The organism is Streptomyces sp. NPDC088124, from assembly GCF_040685895.1.
In the GTDB taxonomy this organism is placed as follows: Bacteria; Actinomycetota; Actinomycetes; order Streptomycetales; family Streptomycetaceae; genus Streptomyces.
Map to the genome: position 1 here is coordinate 19,946 of NZ_JBFBJB010000080.1, position 18,414 is coordinate 38,359.

General features: G+C 72.6%; 17 protein-coding genes. 6 read left to right on the forward strand and 11 right to left on the reverse strand.

What is annotated here, in order from left to right:
- Positions 1-10 precede the first annotated feature (10 nt).
- The 3 genes from AB0P17_RS39260 to AB0P17_RS39270 form a co-directional block, all read right to left on the reverse strand.
- The gene (locus tag AB0P17_RS39260) at positions 11-307 is read right to left on the reverse strand and encodes a DUF4193 domain-containing protein (protein ID WP_030350183.1); all 297 of its coding nucleotides are present in this window, start codon (positions 305-307) and stop codon (positions 11-13) included.
- Positions 308-712: 405 nt separating this feature from the next.
- The gene (locus tag AB0P17_RS39265) at positions 713-1,945 is read right to left on the reverse strand and encodes a HAMP domain-containing sensor histidine kinase (RefSeq protein WP_365819158.1); all 1,233 of its coding nucleotides are present in this window, start codon (positions 1,943-1,945) and stop codon (positions 713-715) included.
- A 5-nt stretch (positions 1,946-1,950) separates the two neighbouring features.
- On the reverse strand, positions 1,951-2,604 hold the full coding sequence (locus AB0P17_RS39270; RefSeq protein WP_365819160.1) for a response regulator transcription factor: 654 nt from the start codon (positions 2,602-2,604) through the stop codon (positions 1,951-1,953).
- A gap of 336 nt (positions 2,605-2,940) precedes the next feature.
- On the opposite strand from AB0P17_RS39270, the gene AB0P17_RS39275 reads away from it, so the two are divergent.
- Complete coding sequence (locus AB0P17_RS39275; RefSeq protein WP_365819162.1) at positions 2,941-3,114, forward strand: hypothetical protein; 174 nt, start codon at positions 2,941-2,943, stop codon at positions 3,112-3,114.
- Between the two features lie 163 nt (positions 3,115-3,277).
- Here AB0P17_RS39275 and AB0P17_RS39280 read toward each other — a convergent pair whose 3' ends face one another.
- Entirely contained in the window at positions 3,278-4,078 is an 801-nt protein-coding gene (locus AB0P17_RS39280; RefSeq protein WP_365819164.1) for an inositol monophosphatase family protein, read from the reverse strand.
- Between the two features lie 11 nt (positions 4,079-4,089).
- A complete protein-coding gene (locus AB0P17_RS39285) occupies positions 4,090-5,217 on the reverse strand; it encodes a ferrochelatase (RefSeq protein ID WP_365819166.1) in 1,128 nt (375 codons plus the stop codon).
- Between the two features lie 131 nt (positions 5,218-5,348).
- On the opposite strand from AB0P17_RS39285, the gene AB0P17_RS39290 reads away from it, so the two are divergent.
- Entirely contained in the window at positions 5,349-6,611 is a 1,263-nt protein-coding gene (locus AB0P17_RS39290; protein ID WP_365819188.1) for an MFS transporter, read from the forward strand.
- Positions 6,556-7,890 carry a D-arabinono-1,4-lactone oxidase gene (locus AB0P17_RS39295; protein WP_365819190.1) on the forward strand — a complete coding sequence of 445 codons (1,335 nt, stop codon included), beginning with the start codon at positions 6,556-6,558 and terminating at the stop codon, positions 7,888-7,890. Before AB0P17_RS39290 ends, AB0P17_RS39295 begins: the two co-directional genes overlap by 56 nt.
- A gap of 39 nt (positions 7,891-7,929) precedes the next feature.
- Here AB0P17_RS39295 and AB0P17_RS39300 read toward each other — a convergent pair whose 3' ends face one another.
- On the reverse strand, positions 7,930-8,880 hold the full coding sequence (locus AB0P17_RS39300) for a hypothetical protein (RefSeq protein ID WP_365819168.1): 951 nt from the start codon (positions 8,878-8,880) through the stop codon (positions 7,930-7,932).
- A 498-nt stretch (positions 8,881-9,378) separates the two neighbouring features.
- Between AB0P17_RS39300 and sepH the strand changes: the two genes are divergently transcribed.
- Positions 9,379-10,413, forward strand: a complete 1,035-nt coding sequence (gene sepH / locus AB0P17_RS39305) for a septation protein SepH (protein ID WP_365819170.1) — start codon at positions 9,379-9,381, stop codon at positions 10,411-10,413.
- A 138-nt stretch (positions 10,414-10,551) separates the two neighbouring features.
- Here sepH and AB0P17_RS39310 read toward each other — a convergent pair whose 3' ends face one another.
- Entirely contained in the window at positions 10,552-11,376 is an 825-nt protein-coding gene (locus AB0P17_RS39310; RefSeq protein ID WP_365819172.1) for a sulfurtransferase, read from the reverse strand.
- 218 nt (positions 11,377-11,594) lie between these two features.
- Here AB0P17_RS39310 and AB0P17_RS39315 point away from each other — a divergent pair, with 218 nt between their 5' ends.
- On the forward strand, positions 11,595-12,371 hold the full coding sequence (locus AB0P17_RS39315) for a VOC family protein (protein WP_365819174.1): 777 nt from the start codon (positions 11,595-11,597) through the stop codon (positions 12,369-12,371).
- A 55-nt stretch (positions 12,372-12,426) separates the two neighbouring features.
- Here AB0P17_RS39315 and AB0P17_RS39320 read toward each other — a convergent pair whose 3' ends face one another.
- The 4 genes from AB0P17_RS39320 to AB0P17_RS39335 form a co-directional block, all read right to left on the reverse strand.
- Positions 12,427-13,077, reverse strand: a complete 651-nt coding sequence (locus tag AB0P17_RS39320; RefSeq protein WP_365819176.1) for a thymidine kinase — start codon at positions 13,075-13,077, stop codon at positions 12,427-12,429.
- Between the two features lie 89 nt (positions 13,078-13,166).
- Entirely contained in the window at positions 13,167-14,363 is a 1,197-nt protein-coding gene (locus tag AB0P17_RS39325) for a nucleotide pyrophosphatase/phosphodiesterase family protein (RefSeq protein ID WP_365819178.1), read from the reverse strand.
- Positions 14,363-14,968 carry a DUF5998 family protein gene (locus AB0P17_RS39330; protein ID WP_365819180.1) on the reverse strand — a complete coding sequence of 202 codons (606 nt, stop codon included), beginning with the start codon at positions 14,966-14,968 and terminating at the stop codon, positions 14,363-14,365. Before AB0P17_RS39330 ends, AB0P17_RS39325 begins: the two co-directional genes overlap by 1 nt.
- Positions 14,969-15,058: 90 nt before the next feature.
- Positions 15,059-17,899: a GNAT family N-acetyltransferase gene (locus AB0P17_RS39335; RefSeq protein WP_365819182.1), complete on the reverse strand. Its 2,841-nt coding sequence runs from the start codon at positions 17,897-17,899 to the stop codon at positions 15,059-15,061.
- Positions 17,900-18,029: 130 nt separating this feature from the next.
- On the opposite strand from AB0P17_RS39335, the gene AB0P17_RS39340 reads away from it, so the two are divergent.
- The gene (locus AB0P17_RS39340) at positions 18,030-18,311 is read left to right on the forward strand and encodes an HPr family phosphocarrier protein (RefSeq protein ID WP_365819184.1); all 282 of its coding nucleotides are present in this window, start codon (positions 18,030-18,032) and stop codon (positions 18,309-18,311) included.
- Positions 18,312-18,414: the final 103 nt, after the last annotated feature.

Below are 18,414 nucleotides of genomic sequence, written 5' to 3' on the forward strand. Positions count from 1 at the left end.
CTGTCAGACCTCAGTCGCAGTCGCGGCAGATGGGCTGACCGTTCTTCTCCCTGGCGAGCTGGGAGCGGTGGTGCACGAGGAAGCAGCTCATGCACGTGAACTCGTCGGCCTGCCGGGGCAGGACCCGGACGGACAGCTCCTCGTTGGAGAGGTCCGCGCCGGGCAGTTCCAGGCCTTCGGCCTGCTCGAACTCGTCGACGTCGACCGCCGAGGTCGACTTGTCGTTCCGACGGGCCTTCAGTTCCTCAAGGCTGTCCTGATCGACGTCGTCGTCGGTCTTGCGTGGGGTGTCGTAATCCGTTGCCATGTCGTCGCTCTCCCCCTCTGGGTTCTGTAGTGTCTCAGCGCACGTAACGCGTGAGAGGCCGGACTTGTGCCCGACCTGAGGCGGAGATTTTGCCTCACATCAAGGTCTGTTACTCAATCGACACCCAACCGGACTCCTGAGGAGTGATCGGCTTCGGGTGGCGAAGGGGACCGTACACGGTCCCTCGTTCCTGTCGCACGGGCGCCACCCCGTGTACTTCCCGTGATCCCGGCCCCCGGAAACCCGGACTTTACCGGTCATCCGACGAAGGCTTGATCACACAGAGTCGATGGGCGGGAATTCGCCCCTGTGATCGATCACACAGGGACCCGCCGGAAATCGACGCCAAATATTCCGCGCAAAGCGAACAAAGTTCTCCGGCGCGTGAATACCGAGCGCAGTCTCTCAGACCGGGAGAGTGACACGCATCACCAGTCCACCTCCCTCACGCGGCTCCGCGGCGATCCGTCCGCCGTGGGCGCGGGCGACCGAACGGGCGATCGACAGACCGAGTCCCACGCCCTTGTCGCTGCCCGTCCGCTCCGTACGCAGGCGCCGGAACGGCTCGAAGAGGTTGTCGATCTCGTACGCGGGCACCACGGGCCCCGTGTTCGACACCACCAGGACCGCCTGGCCCTGCTGCAGCTCGGTGCCGACCTCCACCCAGCCGTCCTCCTGGATGTTGTACCGCACGGCGTTCTGCACCAGGTTCAGGGCGATCCGTTCCAGCAGGACGCCGTTGCCCTGGACGACCGCGGGGACGCACTCCGAGCGGATCTCCACGCCCTTCGCCTCCGCCTCGGAAAGGGCCTGGTCGACGGCGCGGGTGGCGACCTCCGCGAGGTCGACCGGTTTGCGCTCCACGAGCTGGTTGTCGCTGCGGGCGAGCAGCAGCAGCCCCTCCACCAGCTGCTCGCTGCGCTCATTGGTCGCCAGGAGGGTCTTTCCGAGCTGCTGGAGCTCCACAGGAGCCCCCGGATCGGAGAGGTGGACCTCCAGGAGGGTCCGGTTGATCGCGAGCGGCGTACGGAGCTCGTGCGACGCGTTGGCGACGAAGCGCTGCTGCGCGGTGAAGGCGCGCTCCAGCCGCTCCAGCATCTCGTCGAAGGTGTCGGCGAGCTCCTTCAGCTCGTCGTCCGGGCCGTCCAGCTCGATCCGGCGGGCCAGGTCGGAACCGACCACGCGGCGCGCGGTACGGGTGATCCGGCCCAGCGGCGACAGCACCCGCCCGGCCATCGCGTAACCGAAGGCGAACGCGATGACGCTCAGCCCGACCAGCGCGAAGAGCGAGCGGCTGAGCAGATCGTCGAGCGCCTGCTGGCGCTGGTGGTTGACGCAGGCGTTCATCGCCGTGTTGAACTGGTCGGGCGGCGCCTGGTCCGGGAAGTTGCAGGTGTCGCTCCGTACCTTGCCGCTCACGATCTGGAAGGGCAGCTCACTGCCCACGTGCAGGGCCTGGGCGGCCAGCAGGTAGATGATCGAGAGCAGCAGGATGCCCGCGATCAGGAACATCCCGCCGTAGAGCAGCGTCAGCCGTATACGGATGGTGGGCCGGACCCAGGGGAGCGACTGGTCGGGCTTTCTCGGGTCCCAGGTCGGCTTCGGAGGCGCCGCGGGCGGCGCCGGAGTAGTGGCCACCGGCATCAGATCCGGTAGCCGGAGCCGGGCACGGTGACGATCACGGGCGGCTCACCGAGCTTGCGCCGCAGGGTCATGACCGTCACGCGGACGACATTGGTGAACGGGTCGGTGTTCTCGTCCCACGCCTTCTCCAGCAGCTGCTCGGCCGAGACGACCGCGCCCTCGCTGCGCATCAGGACCTCCAGCACCGCGAACTCCTTGGGCGCGAGCTGGATCTCCCTGCCGTCGCGGAAGACCTCGCGCCGGTTGGGGTCCAGCTTGATCCCCGAGCGCTCCAGGACGGGCGGCAGCGGCACCGTCGTACGGCGTCCCAGAGCCCTGACCCGGGCGGTCAGCTCGGTGAACGCGAAGGGCTTGGGCAGATAGTCGTCCGCGCCCAGCTCCAGACCCTCGACCCGGTCGCTGACGTCGCCCGAGGCGGTCAGCATCAGGACCCGGGTGGGCATCCCCAGCTCGACGATCTTGCGGCAGACGTCGTCTCCGTGCACGACGGGAAGATCGCGGTCGAGCACCACCACGTCGTAGTCGTTGACCCCGATCCGCTCCAGGGCCGCCGCACCGTCGTACACGACGTCGACGGCCATGGCCTCCCGGCGCAGTCCGGTGGCCACCGCATCGGCGAGCAGTTGCTCGTCCTCGACGACGAGTACGCGCACGTCGGTCTTCCTTCCTCTTGGCCCGTCTCCCGTGATCAGGGCAGGTTCCAGCACTCGTTGTGCGGGCCCATCCTGCCCGTATCGGCCATAAACCGGCGGTAAGACGATGCCCGGTGACCAGGCACGTCCGGGCCGGGGCCGGATTGATGGAGTCGGGGAGGTTTCTCGGGGACGGACCCTGGGGAAGACGACTTCACACCCGAGATCACGCCCTGTTTGTGGCATGCCACACCCTTATCTGCCCACCGGATAGCTGTCACTCCAGAAGACAGTGGGCGTCTGATCTTCCCGCCGTCGGCACACCCCCGTGCCACTGACCCACGACGAGGGGGCGCAATGGACGCGTTCACCGCCGGGCTTCTCCAGCGTATAAAGGCCACGGAAACAGATCTCACCCGTGCACGTGAAACGGGTGACGACTTCCTCGCGGATGTCGAACAGGAAGAGCTGGACGACCTGCGCCGGCTCGCCGCCGAGCACGGTGTGGAGGTCGGCGCCGCCAGCGTCTGACCCGATGCACCACGTCGTACCGGACACCCCGGATACCGCCGCTCCGACACTACTCGCACAGATTTACGAAATATCAGAGCCGCAAGCGATCTGCTGAGAAGGGCCCCGGCACCGAGGGGACGGTGCCGGGGCCCTTCCGTGTTCCGGGGCTCCCGGGTGCCGGTCAGTCGTGCCAGGCCCCGTACTCCTCCAGCAGCTCCTGGAGGGGTTCGAAGACGCCCGGCGTGGCCGCCACGGTGAGCTCGAATCCGGGCCGGGTACCGGGGCGGCCACCCGTACGGGCGCCCGCTTCCCGGGCGATGAGATCACCGGCCGCGAGGTCCCAGGGATGCAGCCCCCGCTCGTAGTAGCCGTCCAGCCGGCCGGCCGCCACGTCGCAGAGGTCGATGGCCGCCGAGCCGCCGCGCCGGATGTCCCGCAGCTTCGGGATCAGCCGCTGGGCGATCTCCGCCTGGTGGGCGCGGACGGTGGTGACGTAGTTGAAGCCGGTGGAGACCAGCGCCCGCTCCAGCGGCGGCGCGGGGCGGCAGCGCAGCGGACGGTCGCCCAGGAAGGCGCCGCCGCCGCGCACGGCGCGGAAGGTCTCGCGGCGCATCGGGGCCTCGACGACGCCCACCAGCGTCTCCCCGTCGCGCTCGGCGGCGATGGAGACGGCCCAGGTGGGCAGCCCGTAGAGGTAGTTGACGGTGCCGTCCAGCGGGTCGATGACCCAGCGGACGCCCGTGCTGCCCGCCGTGCTGGCGCCCTCCTCGCCGAGGAAGCCGTCGTCGGGGCGGTGCTCCGCGAGATAGCCGGTGATCAGCTTCTCGGCGGCGATGTCCATCTCGGTGACGACATCGATGGGGCTGGACTTCGTGGCCGCGACGGCCAGATCGTCGGGGCGCCCGTCGCGCAGCAGCGCGCCGGCCCGGCGGGCCGCCTCCAGGGCGAGCGCGAGCAGTTCACCGGTGAGGGCGTCGGTCACAGCGGGCTCCTTCAGGCGTACGGGCTGTCGGCGCCCGCGGCGGCGGGCTTGGGGGCGCGGGCCGGGCAGCAGCCCGCCGGGCAGAGGTCGTGGCTCGGGCCCAGCGCGCCGAGGGCGCACCGCTCCACGGCGCGGCCGCGCTCGGTCGCGGCCCGCTCCAGGAGGAGATCGCGCACGGCGGCGGCGAACCGCGGATCCGCGCCGACGGTGGCCGAGCGGCGTACGGGCAGCCCCAGCTCGGCGGCCTTTGCGGTGGCCTCCGTGTCGAGGTCGTACAGGACTTCCATGTGGTCGGAGACGAAGCCGATGGGGGCCATCACGACGGCGGGGACGCCCTCGGCGCTCAGCGTCTCCAGGTGGTCGCAGATGTCCGGCTCCAGCCAGGGGATGTGCGGGGCGCCGCTGCGCGACTGGTAGACGAGCCGCCAGGGGTACGCGATCCCGGTCTCCGCCCGGACGGCGGCCACCACCAGCCGGGCGACGTCGAGGTGCTGGGCGACGTAGGCGCCGCCCTCGCCGTGCCCCTCGGCCGGGCCCGAGGTGTCGGCCGACGCGGTCGGGATGGAGTGGGTGGTGAAGGCGAGATGCGCCCCCGCCCGTACGTCCTCGGGCAGATCGGCGAGCGAGGCGAGCACGCCGTCGATCACGGGTTCCAGGAAGCCCGGGTGGTTGAAGTAGTGGCGCAGCTTGTCGACACGCGGCGGCTCGATCCCCTCGGCGGCCAGGGTGGCGAGGGCGGCCGCCAGGTCCTCGCGGTACTGCCGGCAGCCCGAGTACGAGGCGTACGCGCTGGTGGCGAGGACCGCGACGCGGCGCCGTCCGTCGGCGGCCATCTCGCGGAGGGTGTCGGTGAGATACGGCGCCCAGTTGCGGTTGCCCCAGTAGACCGGCAGGTCGAGGCCGTGCCCGGCGAAGTCCTTGCGCAGCGCGTCCAGCAGCACCCGGTTCTGTTCGTTGATCGGGCTGACCCCGCCGAACAGGAAGTAGTGCCGGCCGACCTCCTTGAGCCGTTCCTTCGGGATTCCGCGGCCACGGGTGACGTTCTCCAGGAACGGAACCACGTCGTCCGGGCCTTCGGGGCCGCCGAAGGACAGCAGGAGCAGAGCGTCGTAGGGCGAAGTCGCCGACTGTTCGGACATGCTCCGATCCTGCCATCCGCCCCGGTACGCCGGGCACGGAGCCCGGCGGAAAACCGGGGGCGCGCGGCGGGCGGACTGCCGTAAGCTGCCGCGGCCAGATTCATCGCTTACCGGAGCGTCCGTTGCCTGCGTTGCCCCGTTCCTACCACGCGCTGTTCGACGTTCCCGGTACGCGGGGATTCAGTGCGGCCGGACTGATCGGCCGGATGCCGCTCGCCATGCTGAGCATCGGCGCCGTCACGATGATCTCCCAGCTCACCGGCAGGTACGGCCTCGCGGGCGCCGTCTCAGCGACGATGGCCATGTCGGCCGCGGTGCTCGGCCCGCAGATCTCCCGGCTGGTCGACCGGCACGGGCAGCGGCGGGTGCTGCGCCCGGCGACGCTGGTCTCGGTGACGGCGATCGCGGGGCTGCTGCTCTGCGCCCAGCGGGGCGCGCCCGACTGGACGCTGTTCGTCTTCGCGGCCGGGACGGGGTGCATGCCGAGCGTCGGGGCGATGGTGCGGGCGCGGTGGGCGGCGGTCCACCGGGACTCCCCGCGCGCGCTGCACACCGCGTACTCCTGGGAGTCGGTGGTCGACGAGATCTGCTTCATCTTCGGCCCGATCATCTCGATCGGGCTGTCGACGGCCTGGTTCCCCGAGGCGGGCCCGCTCGTCGCCGGGGTCTTCCTGGTGGTCGGCGTCCTGTGGCTGACAGCGCAGCGCGCCACCGAGCCCGTACCGCGGCCGCGTGCGGAGCACACCGGGGGTTCGGCACTCGGCTCGGCCGGGCTGCGGGTGCTGGTGGCGACCTTCGTCGCGACGGGGACCATCTTCGGCGCGGTGGACGTGGTCACGGTCGCCTTCGCCGAGGAGCAGGGGCACAAGGCCGCGGCGAGCCTGGTCCTGTCGGTCTACGCGCTGGGGTCCTGCTCCGCGGGCGTGGTGTTCGGGCTGCTGCATCTCCCCGGTCCCCCGGCCCGGAGGTGGCTGGTGGGTGTCTGCGCGATGGCCGTGAGTATGATCCCCCTCCAACTGGCCGGGAGCCTCCCGCTCTTGGCCGTGGCGCTCTTTGTCGCGGGCCTCTCCGTCGCACCGACGATGGTGACCACGATGGCCCTCGTCGAAGCGCATGTACCGCGCACCAAGCTGACCGAGGGCATGACCTGGACCAGTACCGGGCTCGCGGTCGGCGTGGCGCTCGGCTCCTCGGCCGCGGGCTGGGTGGTCGACGCCGCCGGGGCACGAGCGGGGTACAGGGTGCCCGTGGTGGCGGGCGCCGTCGCGGTCGTGGTGGCGCTCCTGGGGTATCGCCGGCTGCGTCAGCCGGTACGGAGACAGGGAGGGCATGGGGCGGATGACCGGGGACCGGGCAGTCCTGAGGAGCACGACGACCACGAACGCGTGGCGTAACTGGGCGGGAACCGTGACCGCCCGGCCCGCCCGTACGGTGTCCCCCTCCTCCGTCGAGGAGGTGGTCGGGGAGGTCCGCGCGGCGGCCGCCGACGGGCTCCGCGTCAAGGCGGTCGGCACGGGGCACTCGTTCACCTCCGTCGCCGCCACGGACGGTGTGTTCGTACGGCCCGACCTGCTCACCGGGATCCGGGAGATCGACCGGGCCGCGGGCACCGTCACGGTGGCGGCGGGCACCCCGCTCAAGCGCCTGAACACGGCGCTCGCCCGGGAGGGCCTGTCGCTGACGAACATGGGCGACATCATGGAGCAGACCGTCGCGGGCGCGACCTCCACCGGCACCCATGGCACCGGCCGCGACTCGGCGTCGATCGCCGCCCAGATCCGCGCGCTCGAACTGGTCACGGCGGACGGGACGGTGCTGCGCTGCTCGGCCGAGGAGAATCCGGAGATCTTCGCCGTCGCACGGATCGGGCTCGGCGCGCTGGGTGTGATCACCGCGGTCACCTTCGCGGTGGAGCCGGCCTTCCTGCTGACGGCCCGTGAGGAGCCGATGCCCTTCGACCGGGTCACGGCGGAGTTCGATCAACACGTGGCCGAGAACGAGCACTTCGAGTTCTACTGGTTCCCGCACACCGGCAACTGCAACACCAAGCGCAACAACCGCAGCGCCGGTCCCGCGGCGCCGCCCGGCCGGGTCGCCGGGTGGGTCGAGGACGAACTCCTCTCGAACGGCGCCTTCCAGGTGGCGTGCGCGCTGGGCCGCGCGGTGCCCGCGACGATCCCCGTCCTCGCCCGCGTCTCCAGCCGCGCGCTCTCGGCCCGTACGTACACGGACGTCCCCTACAAGGTCTTCACCTCCCCGCGCCGGGTGCGCTTCGTGGAGATGGAGTACGCGCTGCCGAGGGAGGCCGCGGTCGGCGCGCTGCGCGAGGTCAAGGCGATGCTCGAACGTTCACCGCTGAAGGTGAGTTTCCCGGTGGAGATACGGACGGCACCCGCCGACGGCATAGCGCTCTCGACGGCCTCGGGGCGGGAGACCGCGTACATCGCCGTGCACCTGTACCGGGGCACGCCGCACCGCTCGTACTTCACGGCGGTGGAGCGGATCATGACCGCGCACGGCGGCCGTCCGCACTGGGGCAAGATCCACACGCGGGACGCGGGGTATCTCGCCGCTGCTTACCCGCGCTTCGCGGAGTTCACGGCGGTACGGGACCGGCTCGACCCGGACCGGCTGTTCGGGAACGACTATCTGCGCCGGGTTCTCGGGGACTGACGGGCACCGATGCGCGCCGTACACATCCTCCCGCACCCGCTACCCGCCGGTCGGACCGCTGTCACCGCCGGTGCCGGAGCCGGTGTCCGCCGTACCGGAGGGTGCCGGGGCCGGGGTGGACGACGTGCCGGAGTCGCCGCCGGAATCCCGGGCGGGCCCCGAGGAGTCCACCGGGGACGGCGAGGACGGGGTGCCGATCGGGTCGGTCCCGTTGCCGGTGCCGTTGCCGGTGCCAGTCCCGGTCCCGGTCCCGCTGTCCTTGGTCGTCCCGTCGCGCGCGGCGCCGCCGGACGGGGCGGGCGAGGTCCCGCTCCCCGGAGTGCCGCCCTGGTCGCCGTCGGCTCCCGTGCCGTTCCCGGTATCGCCGGAGGGAGTGGACGCGGGGTCGGTCGCCGGGGTAGGGGCGGACCGGTGGCCGCCGCCGCTCACCACGGATCCGACGGTCGTTCCCGTGCCGCCGCCCAGGCCCTGACCGGAGATCAGCTCGAATCCGGTGACACCGGCCATCGCGACGCCGAAGACCACCCCGGCCGCGAGGACCGGCCGCTTCCAGCCGCGGACGCGGGTGCCGTGGGTCGTGGCCCGGTTGAACTCCTCGTTCACGGGCGGCGCCGGGCCGAGGACATCGCTCCCCCGGACCGGGTCGCCCCGGTCCGGCGGTACCGCCACCTGCCGGCCGCCGGGCCTCGCCTGGACCGCCGCGACGCGGATCTGTTCCCCCGTACGGTGGAAGAAGTGCTGGAAGACCGAACCACCGCAGGTGGCCACGACGCTGACGACGCCCGCGCCGATGATGGTGCCGTACACGCCGAGCTGGGAGGCGAGCACCGCGGCGGCGACCGCGGCGAGCGCGCTGCCCGCGACCTGCGGCAGGCTGAGTTCGATCCGCTGCCCCGGGCGCCGCCGTTGCTCCCGTTCCTTCCGTTCGCCCGCCGTGCCGCTTCCCGCCCTCTCGTCCGTTCGTGTACCGGTCGTCAGCCTCTGCTCCACCTGTGGCCCCTGCCTGCACATCTGTCCCACCTTGCACCAAGGAGTGACCTCTGAGCGAAGTGAATAGTTCCGCTTCGGTGGGTTCTGTGAAGCAAGACACCCGCGTCCGGCCGCTCGTGGACGGTACGGAGGGATCAACGCCCCGGTCCTGCGAGAACTTGGGCGGCGCGCCGGTCCACCCGGATGGCCCGAATGGAGTACTGTGGCGAGCCCTGGGGCCGGACTCCCTCATGGGGGTCCGGGACTAACGGGAAGGGGGCCGAACGTGGCACTCGATCCGGCGGAGCCGCGGCACCGCACGGGCGCCTGCTGCACGGAGTGACCAGGTTCGTCACTCCGCGTCGCAAAGGGTAACCGTGCCATCGGCGATCCAGGGCCCATGCCCGACACGCCGGGCAGCACGGAAAGGTTGTGGCAGGCTGCACCCGGGCAGGCCACACTCGACTAGCGGAAGCAGCGACGCACGTGACGTCGGCAGGCACCACCCGGGAGGTTCCCATGCCCGAACTGCGTGTCGTGGCCGTCTCCAACGACGGCACACGACTGGTGCTCAAGGCTGCCGACAGCACGGAGTACACGCTCCCCATCGATGAGCGGCTGCGCGCCGCCGTCCGCAACGACCGTGCGCGTCTGGGCCAGATCGAGATCGAGGTGGAGAGCCACCTCAGACCGCGTGACATCCAGGCGCGGATACGAGCCGGTGCCTCCGCCGAGGAGGTCGCGCAGCACGCCGGGATCCCGGTGGACCGGGTGCGCCGCTTCGAGGGCCCCGTGCTCGCGGAGCGCGCCTTCATGGCCGAGCGCGCCAGGAAGACCCCCGTGCGCCGCCCCGGCGAGAACACCGGACCCCAGCTCGGCGAAGCCGTGCGGGAGCGGCTGACGCTGCGCGGCGCCGACAAGGAGACCGTGCAGTGGGACTCGTGGCGCCGTGACGACGGCACCTGGGAAGTCCTGCTGGTCTATCTGGTAGCGGGCGAGCCCCACTCGGCGAGCTGGACGTACGACCCGCCGCGGCGCCTCGTCCAGGCCGTCGACGACGAGGCGCGCGCGCTGATCGGCGACACGGACGACACCGTCGCCAGGGAGCCGAGCTTCCCGTTCGTACCGCGGATCGCGCGGCTGCCGCGCGACCGGCCGCTGGACCGTTCCCTCGACCGGCAGTTGGAGCGCCCCGTCGCCCCGGAGCCGGACGACGCCGACGAACGCGACTCGCTCACCAGCCTGCTGGAGGCCGTGCCGAGCTTCCGCGGCGACATGGTCGTGCCCGAACGCCCGGCGCCGCCGGAGCCCGGGGGCGTGGACCCGGAGGACGAGCCGGACGCGGAGGAGCCGGTGGCACCCGCCGCCTCCGCCGGGGCCGGATCGGCCTACGCGGACGTGCTGATGCCGCGCTCCGTGGCCGGTCATCGCGACCGGCTCACCGGGACGACGGACCGCCAGGCGGAGGCGGACGGCGTCCGCCCGGGGCGGCGGGCCGCGGTGCCGAGCTGGGACGAGATCGTCTTCGGCACCCGTCGTAAGAAGCAGGACTGACAGGGTTCGCACACCCTCCTATACGCAGGACGAGGGGCCCGTGCTCACCTCGCGCGGTGAGCACGGGCCCCTCAGGTGCTTCTCACCTGCTCCCGGACGCTCCGCGGCCGCTTGCCCGGAGCCCGGCGCTCCCGGCCGTCACCGGGGGTCCGGGCCCTTGGCGACCGGGCGGGCGGGGTCCTCCGACCACTCCGACCACGAGCCCGCGTAGAGCGCCGCGCGAATGCCCACCAGTTCCAGGGCCAGCACCTGCTGGGCGGCGGAGACGCCGGAGCCGCAGTAGACGCCGACGTCCCGGCCCGCGGCCCCCAGGGCCGCGAAGCGGGCCGCGAGTTCCGGCGCCGGGCGGAAGGTGCCGTTTTCGGCCATGTTCTCCGCGGTGGGAGCCGAGACCGCGCCGGGGATGTGGCCGCCGATCCGGTCGATCGGCTCGACGTCGCCGCGGTAGCGCTCGGCCGCGCGGGCGTCCAGCAGCAGCCCCTCCCGGGCGAGGGCCGCCGCGCCGTCCGCGTCCAGCAGCGGGAGTCCGCCCGGTTCGGGGCGGAAGTCGCCCTCCGCCGGTGCCGGGATCTCGGTGGAGAGCGGGCCCGTCCAGCCGGCCAGACCGCCGTCCAGGACCCGGACATCACCGTGGCCCGCCCAGCGCAGCAGCCACCAGGCGCGGGCCGCCGCCCACCCGAGTCCCCCGTCGTACGTGACGACCGGCGTGTCCGTGCCGACACCCGCACGGCGCATCGCCGCGCCGAAGACCGCCAGGTCGGGCAGCGGATGCCGGCCGCCCGCGCCCGGCGGGCCCGCGAGTTCCGCGTCGAGGTCCACGTATACGGCGCCGGGCAGATGCCCCGCCTCGTACTCCGGCCGGCCCGGCGGCCCGCCGAGCCGGTAGCGGACGTCGAGCAGTACGGGCGGGCGCGGACCCGCCGACTCGCCGGTGAGTTCGGCTGCGGTGATGATGGCTGTCATGGCGACCATCCTCGCGCACGGCCGCCCCACGGCGGGAGCCTCGGCGGACCACGCGATGTAACGGCCTGTGAAACAGCGGGTAAAGGCCAGGAGGCGCCGGTAAACAACGAATCGAGATCCCGCCAACTGCGGCGCGGCCGGGCGGCGCCGCGCGCCGGTGGGTGCGAGCATCGGCACGCCCCGCACGGCCACCACGACGGTCCGAGGAGAGAGTGACGATGACCGAGGCAGCGACCCGGCACACACCAGGAACACCCTGCTGGGTGAGTCTGATGGTGCACGGACTTGCCGCGACCGAGGAGTTCTACGGAGCGCTGTTCGGCTGGGAGTTCGAGCCCGGGCCGCAGCAGCTCGGACCGTACGTCCGCGGGCTGCTCGACGGCAAGGAGATCGCGGGGATCGGTCAGTTGCCGCCCGACCGGCACCTTCCCATCGCCTGGCTGACGTATCTGGCCACGGACAACGCGGATCTGACGGCCGAGACGATCAGGAGCTGCGGCGGAACGGTCGGCGTCGGCCCGCTGGACGCGGCGTCGGCGGGCCGGATGGCCATCGCCGCCGACCCGGCGGGCGCGGTCTTCGGGATCTGGCAGGCGGCGGCGCACACGGGGACGGCGGTGGCCGGGGCGCACGGCACACCCGTCTGGAACGAGCTGATCACCCGCGAGACATCCTCGGTCGACACGTTCTACAAGGCGCTGTTCGGCTACGACGTGGAGGCGGTCATCTCGGCCGACTTCGACTTCCTGACCCTGCGGCTGCGCGGGCGTCCCGTCGCCTCACTGCACGGGGTGGGCCGGGCGCTCACCCGGGACAGGGGCTCGCACTGGATGACGTACTTCGAGGTGGCGGACACCGACGCCGCCGCGCGGCTGGTCACGGAGCTGGGCGGGCAGGTGCTCCAGCAGCCGCGCGAGGGCGCGAACGGACGGCACGCGACGGTCGCCGACCCGGAGGGCGCGGTCTTCACGATCGTACGGTCGGCCGACCGCTGAGACCGGCCGCCGGGACGGCGAGGGAGCGGTGGGTGACGGCGGCCGCCAGGGCCCGTCAGCCCGCCGGGATGGGCAGGACGTCCGGGGAGAGCGCGGCGGCCCGCGCGGTCGCCGCGGTCATCCGGCGCCGGTGGTGGCGCCGGCACAGCACCTCGTAGCCGACCTCGTCGCCGACCCGGTGGACGTCCCCGACGACGACCTGTGCGCCCTCGACCACCATGACGCCGCCGACCGTCCGCGCGTTGTGCGTGGCGCGGGCGCCGCACCAGCAGAGCGCCTCGACCTGGAGCACCTCGACCCGGTCGGCGAGTTCCACGAGCCGCTGCGAGCCGGGGAAGAGCTTGGAGCGGAAGTCGGTGGTGATGCCGAAGGCGAAGACGTCCAGCTCCAGGTCGTCCACGACCCGGGCGAGCTGGTCGATCTGGGCCGGGGCAAGGAACTGCGCCTCGTCGGCGATGACGTAGTCGCACCGGCCGCCCTGGGAGAGCCGGTCCACGAGGTAGGCGTAGAAGTCGAAGTCGTCCGCGGCCTCGACGGCGTCCGTGACCAGACCGAGCCGGGAGGAGAGCTTGCCCTCGCCAGCCCGGTCGTCACGGGTGAAGATCATGCCCTGGAGCCCGCGCGCCGAGCGGTTGTGCTCGATCTGCAGAGCGAGGGTGCTCTTTCCGCAGTCCATAGTTCCGGAGAAGAACACCAGCTCTGGCATGAGGGGGTGACGGCCTTTCGGGTCTTCTGCTGCCGCGGGCGGCGGGGGCCGCGCCGCGGTCGATGGGCATCGTACGGGCGTACGAGCGGTTACGAGCGTACTTCGAGGAGCGGGACCAGTTGCTCAACGGGGGTCATCGAGCCGTGCATCCCCACCATCGCGGACTCGTGCGGCTCCTGGACGGAGGCGGTGATCACCACGTCGTCGTGGGCCGCGGCGACGACATCGCCGATCCGGTCGTGCACCCGCTCGTCCATCGCGCCCGGCGGCCCGAACCACCCCTCCGCGACCGCCTCGTCGCGGCTCGCCACCCAGAACCGCTCGCCGAGCACCTCGCGCCAGACCGTGAGGACATCGGCGGCGGCGCCCGGTACGGCGTAGACATGACGGGCCCGGCCCTCGCCGCCCAGCAGGGCGACCCCGGCGCTCAGTTCCCAGTCCTCGTCGAAGTCGATGCGCGACTCCTCGTCGAAGGGGATGTCGATCATGCCGTGGTCGGCGGTGACGTAGAGCGCGGTACGGGGCGGGAGCTGTTCGGCGAGGCGCTGGACGAGCCGGTCGACGTACATCAACTGGCCGCGCCAGGCGTCGGAGTCGACCCCGAAGCGGTGCCCCTTGCCGTCGACCTCGCTGTAGTACGTGTAGACCAGCGACCGGTCGCCCGCGGCGAGTTGTTCGGCGGCCAGGTCCATCCGGTCCTCGCCGGAGAGCCGGCCGAAGAAGGAGCCGCCGCTCAGCGCGACCTTGGTGAGCGGGGTGTGCTGGAAGGTCGGGGAGGAGACCTGCGCGGTGTGCACGCCCGCCGCCTCGGCCCGGGCGAAGACGGTGGGATACGGCTGCCAGACGTGCGGGGCGGTCCACGGCTTCCAGCGGAGCTGGTTCATCAGCGCTCCGGTCGCCGGATCGCGGACGGTGTACCCGGGCAGGCCGTGCGCGGAGGGCGGCAGCCCCGTGCCGACGGAGGCGAGGGAGGTGGCGGTGGTGGCGGGGAAGCCGGTGGTGAGGGGGCGCCCGGTGGAGCCGCGCGAGGTGGCGAGCAGCGACGTCATGTACGGCGCTTCGTCCGGGTGTGCCCTGAGCTGCTCCCAGCCGAGTCCGTCGATCAGAAAGACGCAGTTCCGGTCGGCGGGAGTCAGTTCCGGGATCGTCGCGGTCAGATCCGGTACGCCCTGGCCCGCGGCGAGCGTGGGCAGCAGATCGGCGAGCGAACCGCTGCCGTACTGCGGCAGCGGCGCGCTGGAGAGGGCGAGCGGGACGGGGTCCTGCCAGAGGGACTCGGCGGCCATCAGCGGCCGGTCGCCGCGGTGGCCGCCGTGGCCGCGGTGGCTTCGGAGAGCGCCTGCGCGAAGGCGAGCGTCTGCCGCACGGCGTCCGGGCCGTCGCCCGCGTCGCTGACCCGCAGGCTCAGGTCGTCGGCGGTGGAGCTGCCCGTGTAGCCGTGGTCCGCCTCGCAGTTGGGGTCGCCGCAGGCGGCCGGCTCCAGGTCGATGCGGGAGACGGCGCCCCAGCCGATGGTGAGGACGACCTCGCGCGGCAGGGTGCCGGGCTTGTACGACTCCGGGTTGGCGACGACGCGGCTGACCACGACGGAGGAGATGCGGTCGATCCGGACGGACTCGGTGGAGGTGGTGGCGTACGGCGTCGGGGAGCTGGAGTCGGCGGCCTGCTCGTCGGTGTGGCTGACGATGAAGCGGTGGGCGGTCAGCACGAGGACGGTGACATGCCTCCGCACCTCGTTGGCGTCGAAGGTGGTCTCCTGGTGCACCAGGTACGACGAGATCGGCTCGCCACCGACAGCGGCCTCCACCGCCTCGGCCACGAGAGCCGGGTAGTAGCCGCTGCGCTCGATCGCCGTGCGCAGCCCCTGGGTCGTCGTACCGGTCTTCGCCATGAGCTCATCCTACGGGGGCCGGATGGCTGCCGGAGACGCCCTGTCCCGGCGGAAACCGCTGAGCAGGAGCCGATGAGGGGGAGATCTGTCCTAGTAGTGGCTGGGGAGTGTGCGGGGACCGAGATCGTCGCGGGCGGGCGGCGTCGCGAGGCGGACGGTGGCACCGAGCACGGAGAGTCCGTGGGTGGCGACGACGACGGGTTCCAGGGTGACGGAGACGACCTCGGGGTGGTCGTCGACGAGCCGGGAGACCCGTAGCAGCAGCTCCTCCAGGGCGGGGGTGTCGACGGGGGCCGAGCCGCGCCAGCCGAAGAGGAGGGGTGCCGTCCGGATCGACCGGATCAGCTCGGCGGCGTCGCGGTCGGTGACGGGCACCAGCCGGTGGGCGAGGTCGCCGAGGAGTTCGGAGGGGGCGCCGGCCAGCCCGAAGGAGAGCACGGAGCCCGCGGCGGCGTCGATGGCGGCCCGTACGACGGTGTCCACGCCGCGGGGCGCCATGGCCTGGACGACGGGGCGCAGCTCGACGGCGGTACCGAGCCGCTCGGTCAGCTCGTGGTGGGCGAGCCGCAGTTGTGCCTCGTCGGCGAGGTCGAGCCGTACGCCGCCGAGGTCGGCGCGGTGGCGCAGATGCGGGGCGGTCGTCTTCAGGGCGACGGGGTAGCCGAGCCGCGCGGCGGCGGCGACGGCCTCGTCGGGCCCCGGCGCGGGCAGAGCGGGCCGTACGGGGATGCCGTACAGGGCGAGGAGTTCGTGGGCGTCGCCGGGGGCCAGGGAGAGGCGGCGGGTGTCGGGGGCGGCGCCGAGGAGCCGGCCGATGAGCGCGGCGGCCGCGCTCTCGTCGATGGTGTCGTCCAGGAACTCGGGGACCTTCCCGGGTTCGGCCGCCTGGCGCCGCCACCGCGCGTACCGTACGGCCTCGGCCAGCGCCCGGACGGCGCGCTCGGCTGCGGGGTAGGCGGGGATGCGCACGGCGGCGGGCGCGGGGGTGCCCGTGGCGCCGGACGGGTGCGGCTCCACGGACCCCGGTGCCGGGGGCGTCGGTGCCGGGGGCGGCGGCGGGCGGCCCGGGCCGCTGTGCGTCGCCGCCGACAGCGCTTCCGCCAGCCCGCCGATCTCCACGTGGACCACCGTGACCGGCTTCGCCGGGGCCGTCGCCGCCGCCGTCCTGAGCGCCGTGCCGAGCGCCCCGCCGTCGGCGGGGTCCGTCGTGCCCGTCTCCCCCACCCGCGGGATCGCGGTCACCACGACGGCGTCGCACCCGGGGTCCGCGAGGGCCGCCGTGAGCGCGGTACGGAAGTCGTCGGGCGCCGCGGACGTGGTGAGGTCCTGGGGCGGCAGGGGGCGCAGCCCCTCCGTGAGGCAGGCGTCGTACGTGAGGAGGCCGAGCGACTCGGAGTTGCCGAGGATCGCGACGCGCGGGCCCGCGGGGAGCGGCTGGGAGGCGAGCAGCAGCCCCGCGTCGACGAGTTCGGTGACCGTGTCGACGCGGATCACCCCGGCCTGCCGCAGCAGCGCCGAGACGGTGGCGTCCGGGATGCGGGTCACCGGGACGGTGTGCCCCGGTGGAGCGCTGCCGCTGTGGCGGGCGCCCTTCACGACGACGACCGGCTTCACCGCCGCCGTGCGCCGGGCGAGCCGGGTGAACTTGCGCGGGTTGCCGATCGATTCGAGGTAGAGGAGGGCCACATCGGTGTCCGGGTCCTCGAACCAGTACTGGAGGATGTCGTTGCCCGAGACATCCGCGCGGTTGCCCGCCGAGATGAAGGACGACAGCCCCGCACCGCGCCGGTGCAGCCCGGAGAGGAGCGCGATGCCGATCGCGCCGGACTGGGTGAACAGGCCGATCCGGCCGCGCACGGGCGGCTGCGGCGCGAGGGAGGCGTTCAGCCGTACCGCGTCGGCGGTGTTGATGATCCCGAAGGCGTTGGGGCCGATGATGCGCATGCCGTACGAGCGGGCCAGCCGTACCAGTGCGCGCTGGCGCTCGCGGCCCTCGGCGCCGCTCTCCGCGTACCCGGCGGAGAGGACCACCAGGCCCTGGACGCCGGAGCGGCCGCAGTCCTCGACCGCTTCGGGCACCCGCCCGGCGGGGACGGCGAGGACGGCGAGGTCGACGGGTTCACCGATTCGGGTGACCGAGCGTACGGCCGGGACGCCGTCGAGCCTCTCCGTGGACTCGGGGAACGCGCTGTTCACCGCGTACAGCCGCCCCGTGAACCCGGCGTCGCGCAGATTGCGGAGCACGGTGCGGCCGACACCGCCGGGGGCGCGGCCGGTGCCGACGACCGCGACCGAGCCGGGGGTCAGCAGGCGCTGCACGGAGCGGGCCTCGGCGCGCTGCTCACGGCCCCGCTGGACCGCCAGGGACTCGGCGGTGGGTTCGAGGTCGAGGGTGAGCCGTACGGAGCCGTCCTCGAAGCTGCGCCGCTGGGTGTACCCGGCGTCCCGGAACACCTTGATCATCTTGCTGTTGGCGGGCAGCACCTCGGCGGCGAAGCGGCGGATGCCCCGCTCGCGGGCGACGGCGCCGATGTGCTCCAGGAGGGCGGAGGCGACGCCGCGGCCCTGGTGCGCGTCCTGGACGAGGAAGGCGACCTCGGCCTCGTCGGCGGGGGCGGAGGCGGGCAGTCCGCGCTCGTCGGTGCGGTCGTACCGTACGGTCGCGATGAACTCGCCGCCCACGGTCGCGGCGAGCCCCACCCGGTCGACGTAGTCGTGGTGCGTGAAGCGGTGGACGTCGCGGTCGGAGAGGCGCGGGTAGGGGGCGAAGAAGCGGTAGTACTTGGACTCGTCGGAGACCTTTTCGAAGAAGCTGACCAGCCGCTCCGCGTCCTCGGTGGTGATGGGCCTGATCCGGGCGGTGGCGCCGTCGCGCAGCACCACGTCCGCCTCCCAGTGCCCTGGATACGCGTGGTCCCGCGGGTGCTCCATGCCCAAAGCCTACGGCGCGGGCGGTGTCCGTGACCGGTGATCGGGGGCGACGGGGATCCGTTCCACGCCCCATGAGACGCTTGGTCCAGACATCTGTTTTGAGACTTTTTGCGACTTGAAGGGCAACACCATGGCTGAGCGCCGCGTCAATGTCGGCTGGGCCGAGGGGCTGCACGCCCGTCCCGCCTCCATCTTCGTCCGCGCCGCCACGGCCGCCGGAGTCCCCGTGACCATCGCGAAGGCCGACGGCAGCCCCGTCAACGCCGCGTCGATGCTCGCGGTGCTCGGACTGGGTGCGCAGGGCGGCGAGGAGATCGTGCTCTCCTCCGACGCCGAGGGCGCGGACGCCGCCCTGGACCGGCTGGCGAAGCTGGTCGCCGAGGGGCTCGACGAGCTTCCCGAGACGGTCTGAGCCCGGAGTCGGCCGGGTACATCACCGCGCCGAGCACCGCCGCGGGCCGCAAGGGCATCCTCATCAACCGCTCGACCGTCAACGGTGACGTGTCCTCGGCCGG